Raw genomic sequence first — 12230 nt, forward strand, 5'->3', positions numbered from 1 at the left:
CCTCTAATCCATATCCAGAATAATGAATTGTACAACAAGTATATTAGTCGTTTAGATTATTAGAGGACGCTGTTTTACCAGAGCGCCGATGAATAACGAAGAATATGGGGGTCGACAAATGACGGACACCGCAGCCGTGCCAGACCGTGGCGCGAGAAAGATTGGATTTGTGGCGCTGACGGCGCTGGTGATGGGCTCCATGTTGGGCGCCGGCATTTTGTCGCTACCGCAGAACATGGCCGCCACCTCGGGTTCCGCGGCGGTGCTCATCGCCTGGGGCATCACGTTGTTCGGTATGCTGATGTTGGCGCTGGTGTTCCAGAATCTGTCCAACCGCAAGCCGGAGGTCGAGGGCGGGGTCTACGGCTATGCGCGCGCCGGCTTCGGCGATTTCATGGGCTTCAATTCGGCCTGGGGTTATTGGATGTCCGGCTGGGTCGGTAACGTGTCGCTGTTCGTGGTGATGTTCTCCGCGCTCGCCGGCTTCAAGCCATTCGCCTTCTTCGCCGACGGCAATAACTGGCAGTCGATTTTGGCCTCGTCGGTGCTCTTGTGGCTGTTGACCTGGACGGTGATGCGTGGCGTGCACGAGGCCGCCTTCGTCAATATTCTGACCACGATCGCGCGCGTGCTGCCGCTGATTCTGTTCGTGATCGTGGTGATCCTGGCCTTCAACGTCAAAACCTTTTCCACCGATTTCTGGGGCAACGTGAAGCTTGGTACGGTGCTCGATCAAGTCAAGGGCGCGATGTTGGTGACGGTGTGGGTCTATATCGGCATCGAGGGCGCGACCGTGTATTCGACCCGGGCGCTGAATAAGTCCGATATCGGCCGCTCCACCATTGTCGGCTTCCTGTTGACCTCGGTGCTGTTGGTGGCGGTGTCGGTGCTCTCGCTCGGCATCATGAGCCAGCCGGAGCTCGCCGGGTTGAAGAACCCGTCTGCGGCGGGTGTGCTGCAGCATGTGGTGGGCCCCTGGGGCGCCGATTTGATCAACGCGTGTCTGGTGATTGCCGTCGGCGGCGAACTGCTGGCCTGGACCATGTTGCCGGCGGAGATTCCCTACCTGGGCGCCCGCGACGGCGTTTTCCCCAAGATGTTCGGCCAGGTTAACCGCCACCAGTCGCCGGTCAACGCGCTGTGGCTGACCAACGGTCTGATTCAAGTGATGCTGCTGGTGACGCTGTATAGCTCTGCCGGTTACTTGGCGCTGTTGTCGCTGGCGACCTCGATGGTGCTGATCCCCTACCTGCTGTGCGGCGGCTATGCCTGGCTCGTGGCGCTGCGCGGCGAAGGCTATCCGGCCGGTACGATGGCGCGCAACCGCGACATGCTGATCGGCGTGCTGGCCACCGGGTATTGCGTCTGGCTGATCTACGCGGCCGGGCTGAAGTATCTGTTCCTGTCGATGATTTTGTATACCCCTGGCATCGCCTTCTACTGGTGGGCCAAGTGGGAACGCGGCGAAAAGCCGTTCAAGGGGTTCGAACTGGTGCTGGCGCTGTTTATGGCCGTGCTGGGGGTGATCGCCTGCGTCATGGTGGCGCAAGGCAAGATCAGCCTGAACTGATGGTACCTCAAGTAGAGTAATTGGTAATTTTGCTCCCTCGCCGCGGCCCGTGCCGCGGCTTTTTTTATGGTAGGGAGTAGGGAGTGGGGAGTAGCGTGCGTTCGCGCAGCAACGCACGTTTACAACGCGGGAGTAGAAGCAAAACCTTAAACGGCGGGAGTAAAAGCTAGCGCCACTCCCGCTTTCAAGGTGTTGCTGTTACTCCCGCAGTAAAAGACCGCAAGCAGGGTTAGCGGTTTTTACTACTCCCGACGCCCCACTCCCTACTCCCCGTCTTTTAGAGTACCGCCCACAGCCCCATGAGAATGACCACGCCGAGCGCGATCGCCAGCGCTTGCGTGGTGTGGCGTTCCTTGTCGAGCGCTTGGTGCACGGCGTTGTTCATCGATTCGATCTTGGACAGATGCTGCTGCATCTCGTGCCTATCCTGATCTTGCTTGATTAGCGTCTGCAGCATCGATTCGCCGCCAAATTCGGTGATCATCGCCGATTCGCAGACACCGATCAGTCGTCCGACCTTGTCTTTGTAGTAGATGCCGGAGCGTTGCTGTTCGTCCCGCCATTCGAACTCGAAGCCTTGTTTGGCAAAAAAGGCCTGTTTGTGCAGCTTTTCGGTTTCACTGGTGCCGGCCTGGATCATCAGCATGCCGGGGCTCGCGCTGTAGTCGCCGTAAGTGGCTTTGGCCCAGGCGACCACGATGGAGAACAGAAAATCGTCAAGCCCTGTGCCCGCGAGCGTGTCGGTGATGTTTAGCCCCGCCTTGGGCCCAAAGGTGATCGCGCGGCTTGGGTGGTCGACGCGCGCCCAGGCGCAGTTGCGGCTGCCATGGAAACGCGCCTCATCCTCGGCAAAGCTGCTCCAACTGCCGCTGGTATTGAGGGCGTAGCCGCGAAATTGCACACGGAAGAAATCCGATTGGCCGGTGACCGCCCGGTTACGCTGCAAAATGCCGTACATCAGCAGGCCGTTTTCGCGCTGAATCTTGAGAATGCTTTCGCCTAGCGGCATGGCGATGTTGGCCAGCGCGGTTTCGCTTTCCGGCGCTTTGACCTCGGTGGCTTCCGCGACCTGCGGTGCCGCGTGTTCGGCTGAAGGTGTATTCATGACCAACCGGTAGTTGAAAGGGCACGATCATGCCCAGTGGATGGCATTTTGATCTAGGCCTCTATCCTGCATTAAAAATGAAAGGTTAAAAAGCAATTTGCAAATAAAACCGAAAACACGTTGGATATTGGACAACGGCGCGACATAAATATCTTCATGCGGTGATTTTTTGCCCATGTATAATGCATCCTGTCACCGGGGGTGCCGCTAAGCGCGGCTGAGAGAGTCCCTGATTACCTGATCTGGTTCGTACCAGCGGAGGGAGCGTGATGTCGGGCGTAACGCCGGCGCTGCTTCCGTTTCGTGGAGAGTGTCCGAATGAAATTTCGCCGTCTTTGCCTTGCCCTTTCTCTTTTCGGCGTCGCGCTAGGCGCGCAAGCCGACAGCTTGCGCGTGATCACGCACAGCTCCTTCGAAGTGTCCAAGCCGCTGTTGGCCGATTTTGAAAAGCAGACCGGCATTCAGGTCGAACTGATCAAGGCGGGTGACGCCGGCGAAATGCTCAACAAGCTGATTCTGACGCGCGCCAATCCGATCGCCGATGTGGTGTTCGGCTTGGATAATTCATTGGCGGGCAAGGCCGAGGAAGCCGGCGTGATCGCGCCCTCGACGCTCAAGAGCGACGGCCGCAAGGCGCGCTACAGCTTGCCTGGCGGGCTTGTCAGCACCGACTACGGCTATGTGACCCTGGTGTATGACAAGGCGTGGTTCGCCAAGCACAATCTGCCGCTGCCGAAGTCGCTCGCCGATCTGACGCTGCCGGCTTACCGCGATCTGCTGGTGGTGGAGAACCCGGCAACGTCGAGCCCGGGACAGGCCTTCTTGTTTTCCACCATCCACGCCATGGGCGAGGAGCGCGCCTTTGCCTTCTGGCGCAAGCTGCGCGGCAATGGCGTCAAGGTGGTCAAGGACTGGGGCATCGCCTACAACACCGATTTCTCGCATAACGGCGGCGGCCGCCCGATCGTGCTGAGCTATGCCACCGACCCGGCGGCCGAAGTCGCGTTCAGCAAGGTGAAGATTACCGAGTCGCCGGTGGGCACGCTGCCGTTGCCGGGCGCGGTATACCAGCAGATCGAGGGGGCTGGGCTGATCCAGGGCGGACATGAGCGCGCCGCGGCGGAGAAATTCATCGCTTTCCTGCGCTCCAAGCCGGTTCAGCAAGACCTGCAGACCCAGATGTGGATGTATCCGGTGATGCAGGGCACGCCGCTTGCGCCGGTGTTCTCGTTTGCCAAGGAGCCGGCGGCGCACCAGACGCCGAGCGCGCAGGAGATCCGCGCCAAGGGTCAGGATTGGGTCAAGCGCTGGACGCAGGTGGTGCTCAAGTAACATGCGTTCAACGCGCGTTCTGGCGCTCTTGCCGCTGGCCTTGTTGCTCTCTTTGGCCGGCGCGCCGCTAGCGCGCTTGATGGCGGAGGGGGCCGGCACGTTGTCGCCGGCCTTTTTGTTCGACCCCTACTATCGTTGGCGGCTGCTGTGGTCGTTTACGCAGGCGCTGGCGACCTGCGCGCTGGCGCTGCTGTTCGGTTTGCCGATCGCCTGGGCGCTGGCGCGCTTCGACTTTCCTGGCCGACGTTGGCTGATGCGGCTGATGATGCTGCCCTTCGTCATGCCGACGCTGGTGGCCGCCATGGGCGTGTTGGCGCTGTTCGGTCCCGAGGGTGTGACCGGCGTCATGGGGCAGGATACGCCGTGGCTGCTGTTGTACGGCAACCTTTTCTATAACCTGCCGCTGCTGGTGCGCTCGGCGCAAGAGGGGTTTGCGCGCTTGCCGGCCAGCCGGATCATGGCGGCGCGCACGCTCGGCGCTTCGCCCTGGCGTGTTTTTTGGCGCATCGAGCTGCCCGGGGCCTTGCCATGGGTGTGTTCGGCGCTCTGTCTGGTGTTCCTCTACTGCTTTTCCGGCTTTGGTCTGGCGCTGATTCTGGGTGGCCAGCGGTATGCCACGGTCGAAGTGGAGATTTATACGCTCGTGGCCTACGAACTGAATCTGGGGGACGCCAGCGCCTTGGCGCTGACCGTGCTGGCGATTACCGGCCTCGCGGCGCTGGGTTATGCCTGGCTTGAGCGGATACTGGCGCGGCCGCTGCGCGGCATGGCGCTGCCGCGTAGCGCCCCCACTGGCTGGCGCCAATACGCGCTGTTGGCGCTGGCCATGGGGCTGACGGCCATGCTGGCGCTGGCGCCGCTCGCGGCGATCGCCTGGCGCGCGCTATGGGCCGGGGCGGCCTGGCAGGCGCTGGCCGATCCCGAGGTGTGGGGCGCGCTGGCCAACACCGCCCGCTTTACCGCGCTCGCGCTTGCCGGCGCCTGCGTGTTCGGCTTGGCGCACGCCTTTGCCATGCGCCGCAGCGTGCTGCTCGGCACCTTGGCTTTTCTGCCCTATGCGTTGTCGCCCATCTGCGTGGCGTTCGGCCTGTTGCTGCTGTATCCGGGGTTGTCCGCGAGCCTGGTGCTGTTGATCGGCGCCTATACCCTGCTGGCCTATCCGTTCATCGCGCGCGGACTGGCCGCGTCGCTCGACGCCGTGCCGGCGCATCTGCCGCAGGCGGCGCGCACGCTGGGCGCTTCGCCTTGGCGCCTGACTTGGCGACTGCTGTTGCCGCTGGCGGCGCCGGCGCTGCGGCGCGGCATGGCCTTTGCCGCCGCGACCGCGTTGGGCGAATTCGCGGTGACGCTGTTTCTGTCGCGGCCGGAGTGGATGACGCTGACGACGCTGATTTATCAGCGTTTGGGACGGCCGGGGGCGATGAACCAGGACAGTGCGCTGGTGCTGTCTTGCCTGTTGATGTTGTTGGCGATGCTGGCATTTGTGTTGATCGAATGGCAGCGGGAGGAGGCGCGCGATGCTGGAGGTCGATAAGGTCTCGAAGCGCTATGAACGGCAATGGCTGGCGCATGAGCTGTCGTTGACCGTCGGTGCGGGCGAGATCGTGGCATTGCTCGGCCCGAGCGGTTGCGGCAAGAGCACCTTGCTTAAGATGATCGCCGGGTTGGAGCCGTTGGACGCCGGGGCGATCCGCTTCGCCGGCGTCGACCTCGCGCGCGTACCGCCCGAGGCGCGTCATTTCGCGCTGATGTTCCAGGATTTTGCGCTGTTTCCGCATCTGAATGTGCTCGACAACGTCTGTTTCGGTCTGGTGGAGCGGCGCATGCCCAAGCCCGCCGCGCGCGAGGCGGCGCGGGCGATTTTAGCCACGGTGGGGCTTGCCGGCTACGACACCCGCGCGGTGGGCACATTGTCCGGGGGCGAGGCGCAGCGCGTGGCGCTGGCGCGCGCGCTGGTGACGTCGCCACGGCTACTGCTCTTGGATGAACCGTTCTCCAGCCTGGATGCGCACCTGCGTCTGACGCTGCAGGCCGAGTTTGGCCAGCGCATCCGCGCGCAGGGCATCAGCGCGCTGTTGGTGACGCACGATCGCCAAGAGGCTTTTGCCATGGCCGATCGCATCGCGCTACTGCACCAAGGCCGCATCCGTCAATGCGACACACCGGCCGGATTGCTGGCGGCCCCGGCGGATGCTTGGGTGGCGCGCTTCATCGGTTTCGACAACGTGTGCGAACGCTGGGCGTTGCCGGAAACGGCGTTGCGCTTGTCGGCGTCGGCGCCGGCGGCGCGCGTCGAGACGATGACGCCACTGGCAGAGGGCATGCGGCTGCAATTGTCGCAGGACGGGCAGACCTACATTCTGCACTTGTCCGCGCGCGAAGCGTCTCCCTGGCGCGCGCAACTCGCTCCGGGAGCGAGCGTCGGTTTGGCGGTCGATTCGACGGCCTTCATCGACTTCGTTTGAGTCGCTCACGCCTCAACAATGCTTAATCGTTTGTCGAACATGGTCGGCAACGGCGATGCTAGCCTGGGAGCATGACACCTATCCCGACCCTCGATAGCGCTCGCCTGCGTTTCGATCCGCTCTGCGAAAGCGACCTGGACACGATCTTCCATCTCTATAGCAACCCGGACGTGGTGCGGCTGTTCGGTCAGGACCGCATGACCGAAACCGCCCATGCGCAGTACTGGCTGGACATTCAGGGGCAGATGCGCCAACTCGACCTGGGCGCGACCTGGGTGCTGAGGTTGAAGGAGAGCGGCCAAGCGGTGGGCACGTTCAGTTTCGACGGCATCAATCGGCAGTGGCACAACGTGGGCATCAGCTATGCGCTGCACCCCGATTACTGGCGCCGCGGGCTGATGACCGAAACGTTGCAAACGATGGTCGCCTTTGCCTGGTGCGGCGCGCTGGCGGGGCCGATGCACCGCATTCAGGCGCTGGTGTACATGGAAAACACGGCGTCGGTCGCCCTGCTGCGTAAAGTGGGTTTCGTGCGGGAAGGGGCGCGGCTCGGGCTGGTCTTCTGGCAGCAACGCTACTGGGATTTGGAGAGCTTCTGCTTACTTAATCCGTCGGATCCGCCGTCTGCGGCGTTTGACACACATTGACCCAGGTTCCCGCCACGATTTCCTGCAATCGCGCCGGGGCGACGCGCACTGCCGTATGGGTGCCGCCGGCGGCCGGCATCACCGTGTCGAAGTCGCAGAGCGAGACGTCGAGGTAAACCGGCAGCGGTTCGGCGAGCCCGAACGGGCAGACGCCGCCCACCGGATGTCCGGTCAGCATTTCCACTTCGTGCGCGCCAAGCATCTTTCCTTTGCCCAACGCCGCCTTGAATTTGCGGTTATCGATGCGCGCGTCGCCGCGCGCCACCAATAGCACCACGCGTTCGTCGCCGAGACGGAAGGCCAGGGTTTTGGCGATGCGTCCCGGCTCGACGCCGTGCGCCTCGGCCGCCAGGGATACGGTGGCGGTGCTGGTGGACAATTCGATGATGTCGAGCTCGATCTGACGATGGGCGAACTCGGCGCGGACGGAGGCTAAACTCATCGGTGAATAGACCCTAATCTTGAACCGCGAGCGACAGCGTTTCCTTGATTTCTTCCATGACCACATAGCTGCGCGACTCATTGGCGGCCGGCAATTTAAGCAGAATATTGCCCAGGAGCTCGCGATACATCGACATGTCGGGAATGCGTGCCTTGATCAGATAATCGAACTCGCCGGATACCAGATGGCATTCGAGAATTTCCGGAATGTTTTGCACTTCGCGGCGGAAGGCGTCGAAGATGTCTCCGGATTTGGCGGACAGCTTAATCTCGACGAACACGAGCAAGCTGGCATTGAGCATGTGCGGGTTGAGGCGGGCGAAATAGCCTTCGATGACCCCTTCGCGTTCCAGGCGGCGTACCCGCTCGGTACACGGGGTCGTGGAGAGCCCGACTTTCTCCGCAAGATCGGTGAGCGAGATCCGTCCGTTGTTTTGCAATAGCTGCAGGATTCTCAGATCGATCTTGTCGAAGATGCGCTCGGCAGTGGTTTTTTTTCTCATACGGGTCGTGCACCCCTGCGGTGGTTGAATATATTGATTCCCAATTGGACGTTGGGTAAATGCACTGTATCTAAATCAATATAATACTTTAAATGCCTAGTATGCGGTTTTTGTCATGGGTGTCGCGAGGGATCACGACTGCGCTTGCAGTTTGCTCTCCAGCGCGTTTTCGGCCGAGAGGATATGAAAACGGATGAAGGCCGCCGCTTCATCGGCTTTGCCGGCACGGCACAGCGCCAAGAGCTGGGTATGTTCGGCGTGCGCCTGCTCCATGGTTTGGGTGAGCAGGATCTGCATGCGGGTATAGCGGTCGGTCTTGTTGTGCAGCTGCTCGATCAGCGCCTGGGTATTCGGGCGCTTGGCGCTGCGGTAGAGCGCCATGTGGAAGCGGGCATTGAGTTCGCCCCAATGACGCACGTCATTATTCTTCAACGCCAGTTCAAATTCCTTCAGCGTCGTTTCGGCCAGATTCAGATCGGTCTGACTTTGATGGGGCACCGACGTGCGTAAGAGCTCGCTCTCGAGTAGTGCGCGGATATCGAGCAATTCGCGGATATCCTCGAACGACAGTTTGGAAACCAGCGCGCCCTTATGGTCGATGATCTGCACCAGTCCCTCGGCTTCCAGTTGACGCAATGCTTCGCGTACCGGCACCCGACTCACGCCGTATTCATTGGAAAGCGCCTCTTGGCGCAACTGCTGGCCGTCGGCGAATTCGCCCGACAGGATACGCTGGCGCAGCGATTCGGTGACGGCGCTGGTCAAGGTTTGGCGTTTGATCGGCTGCATGGTGTTCATGGGGAAGGCTAGCGGTCAGTCCATTAATTTAGGTATGTTTTATGGCAACAGAATATACGGGGCGCATGGCGTCAGACAAGAGACCGCAAGCGCAAAGTGACAAAAAGGTGAAAAAACAGGTAATTGCCCATGATCGGGCCGTAAAGTGTCGCTTTATCCGGCCGTGATCGTTTTTCTGGGCGGAAAACGAAAAACCCCGCGCATATTGCGCGGGGCTTCGATGCTTACTGGGGTGGATGATGGGGCTCGAACCCACGACAACCGGAATCACAATCCGGGACTCTACCAACTGAGCTACATCCACCGTCGAAACGGTGCATTACGGCCAATAGGGCCAGTAACGGCTAAATCTCTGGGGTGGATGATGGGGCTCGAACCCACGACAACCGGAATCACAATCCGGGACTCTACCAACTGAGCTACATCCACCACTGAAAAACGGTACTGCTGCCTCTGTCACCTGGCGCACCCGACAGGACTCGAACCTGTAACCCCCGGCTTAGAAGGCCGGTGCTCTATCCGGTTGAGCTACGGGCACGTTGTGTCGGCTGCTCGTTCTGGTCGGGGCGGTGGGATTCGAACTCACGACCACCTGGTCCCAAACCAGGTGCGCTACCAGACTGCGCTACGCCCCGACTACAGAGTCGGCAACTATACGGATCGGGACTTGTACTGTCAATACCCGTTGAGTACGGGGGGGTAAAAATGCGAAAATGAGTAGTTCGTTATTCAGCTTATTCAGGATGGGGTATGACAGCTCAGCGCATTGACGGCAAAGCCATCGCGGCACAAGTGACCGAGGCGGTGCGGCAGGGTGTGGCACAACGTTTGGCGGCGGGCAAGCGCGCGCCAGGCATCGCCTTCATCCTGGTGGGCGACGACCCTGCCTCGGCGTCGTATGTGCGGGGCAAGAAACGGGCCTGCGAACAGACCGGCGTGGTCGCTTTCGGGCATGAACTGCCGGCCGATACGCCGCCGCAAGCACTCTTGGACCTCATCGACCGGCTCAACGCCGACGACGCAGTCGACGGCATTCTGCTGCAATTGCCGCTGCCGGCGCACCTTGCGCCGCAGCCTTTCCTGGAGCGCATCGATCCGGCCAAGGACGTGGACGGGCTGCACCCGTACAACATCGGCCGGCTGGCGCTGAAAATGCCGCTCGCGCGCCCCTGCACGCCGCGTGGCGTGATGACGCTGCTGTCGGCCTACGGCATCGACCCGGCCGGTAAAAAGGCGGTGGTGGTCGGCGCCTCGAATCTGGTGGGGCGGCCGCAGGCGCTGGAGCTGATGCTCGCGCGCGCCACGGTGACGGTTTGCCATCGCGCTACGGCGGACCTGGCCGCGGAAGTGGCCGGTGCCGATATTCTGGTCGTGGCCGCCGGCGTCCCCGGCCTGATCCGGGGCGGCTGGATCAAACCCGGCGCGGTGGTCATCGACGTCGGCATCAACCGGCTCGCGGACGGCACGTTATGCGGCGACGTGGACTTTGCCGCCGCGAGCGCGCGCGCGGCCTTCATCACGCCGGTGCCGGGTGGGGTGGGGCCGATGACCATCGCGAGCCTGATGCAAAATATTTTGGAAGCCGCCGAGCGACGTGATCCGAGCGGCAATGTTGCACGACACGGATAAAACGACAAAGAGACCCCTTCACGATGAGTCATGCCAAACATTCCGCCACCCTGCTGATCAGTTGTCCCGATCGTCAGGGGTTGGTCGCGGCGATCGCCAATTTTTTGATGACCTACAACGCCAACATCATGCATGCCGACCAGCATCAGGATGACAGCGAACAATTGTTCTTGATGCGGGTCGAGTGGTCGCTGGACGGCTTTACGCTGCCGATGGAGGATTTCGCCGCGGCGTTCCAACCGATCGCCGCCGAGCATCAAATGACGTGGAGCGTCTCCTTGTCGAGCAAAAAGCCGCGCATGGCCATCATGGTGTCGCACTATGAGCATTGTCTGGCCGACCTGCTGCATCGCTGGCGCATTGGCGAGCTCAACTGCGAGATTCCGCTGATCGTCGCCAACCACGAGGATTGCCGCGCGTTGGCGGATTTCAACGGCATCCCGTTTCACTTGATTCCCGTGTCCAAGGACAACAAGGCCGAGGCCGAGGCCGCCGCATGGCGTCTCTTCGACGAGGCCGGAGTCGATTTGATCGTGCTCGCGCGTTATATGCAGGTGTTGTCGCCGGCGTTCGTCGCGCGCTACCGTAACCGCGTCATTAATATCCACCACAGTTTTCTACCGGCTTTCGACGGCGCCAAGCCGTACCATCGCGCTTTTGCGCGCGGCGTGAAGTTGATCGGCGCCACGAGCCACTATGTGACCGAGGTGCTCGACGACGGGCCGATCATCGAGCAGGAGGTGACGCGCATCTCGCATCGCGACGACGTCGCCGACCTGATTCAAAAAGGGCGGGACTTGGAAAAAGTGGTGCTGTCACGCGCCGTGCGCTGGCATCTGGACCGCCGCATCCTTTCTTATGGCAACAAAACTGTGATTTTTGATTGAGTTCCAATATGCGCATGCTGGGCGACGCCATCGATCTGTACCGTTTCCGTGTCAAGTCCTTGCTGGACTACCGCTATCCGTGGTGGCAGCTGGCCTTGTTGATTTCCTTTCTGGGGCTCGTCACCAGCGGTGGCTCGCCCGAGCTCGGCCTGTACCTGCCTGGTCGCGTCGGCTTCTGCGTGGCGTATAACTGGCTGGAGACGCTGCTGTTCGTGCCGTTCATCGGCCTGTGGCTGCGGGTGAATCCGTTGCGTTTCTTCCGGCCGCTATTGGCGATTTGCGTGCTGGGCAGCGGGCTGCAGCTGTTGCAGCCCTTGCTGAGCTGGCTGCCCGCCGATGTGTCGGACGGCTCGCTGATGCTGTTGATGGTGTATTCGCTACTGGTGCTGGCGCACGCGCTGGCGCGGGTGTCCGGCAAGGGGCGGCTGCGCGCGGTGATCGGCGTGCTGGTATTCTCGCTGTGCTCTGCGTTCCTGATGCAGGGCGCCTGGTATCTGACGAGCCGCATGGGGTGGGTCGAGTCGCCCGCTAGCGCGTGGAACCCCTTTGCCGGCTATGCGGATGACAACAGCAGCGCGCCGGCCGAGGGCAGCAGCAGCGGTGACTCGGATCAAAGCCAGTCCGACGGGGCGCCGGCGGTGATGCCCTGACGCAACGGGACGAACCTTTATGTAGGGTGCACTCGCCGAAGGCAGTGCACCACCATCTAGGGCCTGTCTGCAAACTATTTGTGAACTGCGCTGGCCTGGTAAATGGCCAGCCCTTCGGGGCCGGTATCAGCCGGCGCATCGCGTTGTCGCTTGCCCCTTGCAGTGAATGACACTGCGGCGGGACGCGCTTCTAGCGCTGCATC

At 61.6% G+C, this 12230-nt stretch carries 12 protein-coding genes, 4 tRNA genes and 1 riboswitch; of the genes, 8 read left to right on the forward strand and 8 right to left on the reverse strand.

Going from position 1 to position 12230, the window contains the following annotated elements:
- Positions 1 to 118: 118 nt before the first annotated feature.
- Positions 119 to 1570: an arginine-ornithine antiporter gene (arcD, locus tag JOZ06_RS08100; RefSeq protein WP_293231110.1), complete on the forward strand. Its 1452-nt coding sequence runs from the start codon at positions 119 to 121 to the stop codon at positions 1568 to 1570.
- Between the two features lie 277 nt (positions 1571 to 1847).
- Here arcD and JOZ06_RS08105 read toward each other — a convergent pair whose 3' ends face one another.
- Complete coding sequence (locus JOZ06_RS08105; RefSeq protein ID WP_293231113.1) at positions 1848 to 2675, reverse strand: hypothetical protein; 828 nt, start codon at positions 2673 to 2675, stop codon at positions 1848 to 1850.
- Positions 2676 to 2862: 187 nt separating this feature from the next.
- Positions 2863 to 2957: riboswitch (TPP riboswitch) on the forward strand.
- Positions 2958 to 2993: 36 nt separating this feature from the next.
- Between JOZ06_RS08105 and JOZ06_RS08110 the strand changes: the two genes are divergently transcribed.
- From JOZ06_RS08110 to JOZ06_RS08125, 4 genes are all read left to right on the forward strand, one after another.
- Positions 2994 to 4007: a thiamine ABC transporter substrate-binding protein gene (locus JOZ06_RS08110; protein ID WP_293231116.1), complete on the forward strand. Its 1014-nt coding sequence runs from the start codon at positions 2994 to 2996 to the stop codon at positions 4005 to 4007.
- Between the two features lies 1 nt (position 4008).
- Positions 4009 to 5541 (forward strand): iron ABC transporter permease, encoded by a 1533-nt coding sequence (locus JOZ06_RS08115; RefSeq protein WP_293231119.1) that lies wholly within the window; start codon positions 4009 to 4011, stop codon positions 5539 to 5541.
- Positions 5525 to 6472 (forward strand): ABC transporter ATP-binding protein, encoded by a 948-nt coding sequence (locus tag JOZ06_RS08120; protein ID WP_293231122.1) that lies wholly within the window; start codon positions 5525 to 5527, stop codon positions 6470 to 6472. The genes JOZ06_RS08115 and JOZ06_RS08120 overlap by 17 nt, the downstream gene beginning before the upstream one ends.
- A gap of 71 nt (positions 6473 to 6543) precedes the next feature.
- A complete protein-coding gene (locus tag JOZ06_RS08125) occupies positions 6544 to 7119 on the forward strand; it encodes a GNAT family N-acetyltransferase (protein WP_293231125.1) in 576 nt (191 codons plus the stop codon).
- On the opposite strand, the gene JOZ06_RS08130 is transcribed toward JOZ06_RS08125, so the two are convergent.
- From JOZ06_RS08130 to JOZ06_RS08160, 7 genes are all read right to left on the reverse strand, one after another.
- On the reverse strand, positions 7076 to 7561 hold the full coding sequence (locus JOZ06_RS08130; RefSeq protein WP_293231128.1) for a YbaK/EbsC family protein: 486 nt from the start codon (positions 7559 to 7561) through the stop codon (positions 7076 to 7078). The two genes, JOZ06_RS08125 and JOZ06_RS08130, sit on opposite strands and share 44 nt — an antisense overlap.
- Before the next feature lie 13 nt (positions 7562 to 7574).
- Positions 7575 to 8063: a winged helix-turn-helix transcriptional regulator gene (locus JOZ06_RS08135; protein ID WP_293231129.1), complete on the reverse strand. Its 489-nt coding sequence runs from the start codon at positions 8061 to 8063 to the stop codon at positions 7575 to 7577.
- Positions 8064 to 8195: 132 nt separating this feature from the next.
- Positions 8196 to 8852: a GntR family transcriptional regulator gene (locus JOZ06_RS08140; protein WP_293231132.1), complete on the reverse strand. Its 657-nt coding sequence runs from the start codon at positions 8850 to 8852 to the stop codon at positions 8196 to 8198.
- Positions 8853 to 9089: 237 nt separating this feature from the next.
- Positions 9090 to 9165: transfer RNA gene (locus JOZ06_RS08145), tRNA-His, on the reverse strand.
- Between the two features lie 49 nt (positions 9166 to 9214).
- Positions 9215 to 9290 (reverse strand) — tRNA-His (locus JOZ06_RS08150).
- A 32-nt stretch (positions 9291 to 9322) separates the two neighbouring features.
- A tRNA-Arg gene (locus JOZ06_RS08155) sits at positions 9323 to 9399 on the reverse strand.
- A 20-nt stretch (positions 9400 to 9419) separates the two neighbouring features.
- Positions 9420 to 9496: transfer RNA gene (locus JOZ06_RS08160), tRNA-Pro, on the reverse strand.
- 115 nt (positions 9497 to 9611) lie between these two features.
- On the opposite strand from JOZ06_RS08160, the gene folD reads away from it, so the two are divergent.
- The 3 genes from folD to JOZ06_RS08175 are packed head-to-tail and all read left to right on the forward strand — an operon-like array spanning position 9612 to position 12027.
- A complete protein-coding gene (gene folD, locus JOZ06_RS08165) occupies positions 9612 to 10490 on the forward strand; it encodes a bifunctional methylenetetrahydrofolate dehydrogenase/methenyltetrahydrofolate cyclohydrolase FolD (RefSeq protein WP_293231135.1) in 879 nt (292 codons plus the stop codon).
- A gap of 23 nt (positions 10491 to 10513) precedes the next feature.
- The gene (gene purU, locus JOZ06_RS08170) at positions 10514 to 11377 is read left to right on the forward strand and encodes a formyltetrahydrofolate deformylase (RefSeq protein ID WP_293231137.1); all 864 of its coding nucleotides are present in this window, start codon (positions 10514 to 10516) and stop codon (positions 11375 to 11377) included.
- Positions 11374 to 12027, forward strand: coding sequence for a hypothetical protein (locus JOZ06_RS08175; RefSeq protein WP_293231141.1), 654 nt, complete (start codon positions 11374 to 11376; stop codon positions 12025 to 12027). The genes purU and JOZ06_RS08175 overlap by 4 nt, the downstream gene beginning before the upstream one ends.
- The last annotated feature ends 203 nt before the right edge of the window (positions 12028 to 12230 follow it).

The organism is Paludibacterium sp. (assembly GCF_019232825.1).
In the GTDB taxonomy this organism is placed as follows: domain Bacteria; phylum Pseudomonadota; class Gammaproteobacteria; order Burkholderiales; family Chromobacteriaceae; genus Paludibacterium.

Excerpts from the sequence above, each read along its gene's own strand:
- JOZ06_RS08115 (WP_293231119.1), top strand. The coding sequence starts at position 4,009 with ATGCGTTCAACGCGCGTTCTGGCGCTCTTGCCGCTGGCCTTGTTGCTC.
- JOZ06_RS08140 (WP_293231132.1), bottom strand. The coding sequence starts at position 8,852 with ATGCAGCCGATCAAACGCCAAACCTTGACCAGCGCCGTCACCGAATCG.
- JOZ06_RS08130 (WP_293231128.1), bottom strand. The coding sequence starts at position 7,561 with ATGAGTTTAGCCTCCGTCCGCGCCGAGTTCGCCCATCGTCAGATCGAG.
- JOZ06_RS08110 (WP_293231116.1), top strand. The coding sequence starts at position 2,994 with ATGAAATTTCGCCGTCTTTGCCTTGCCCTTTCTCTTTTCGGCGTCGCG.
- JOZ06_RS08135 (WP_293231129.1), bottom strand. The coding sequence starts at position 8,063 with ATGAGAAAAAAAACCACTGCCGAGCGCATCTTCGACAAGATCGATCTG.
- folD (WP_293231135.1), top strand. The coding sequence starts at position 9,612 with ATGACAGCTCAGCGCATTGACGGCAAAGCCATCGCGGCACAAGTGACC.
- JOZ06_RS08105 (WP_293231113.1), bottom strand. The coding sequence starts at position 2,675 with ATGAATACACCTTCAGCCGAACACGCGGCACCGCAGGTCGCGGAAGCC.
- JOZ06_RS08120 (WP_293231122.1), top strand. The coding sequence starts at position 5,525 with ATGCTGGAGGTCGATAAGGTCTCGAAGCGCTATGAACGGCAATGGCTG.
- arcD (WP_293231110.1), top strand. The coding sequence starts at position 119 with ATGACGGACACCGCAGCCGTGCCAGACCGTGGCGCGAGAAAGATTGGA.
- JOZ06_RS08125 (WP_293231125.1), top strand. The coding sequence starts at position 6,544 with ATGACACCTATCCCGACCCTCGATAGCGCTCGCCTGCGTTTCGATCCG.
- purU (WP_293231137.1), top strand. The coding sequence starts at position 10,514 with ATGAGTCATGCCAAACATTCCGCCACCCTGCTGATCAGTTGTCCCGAT.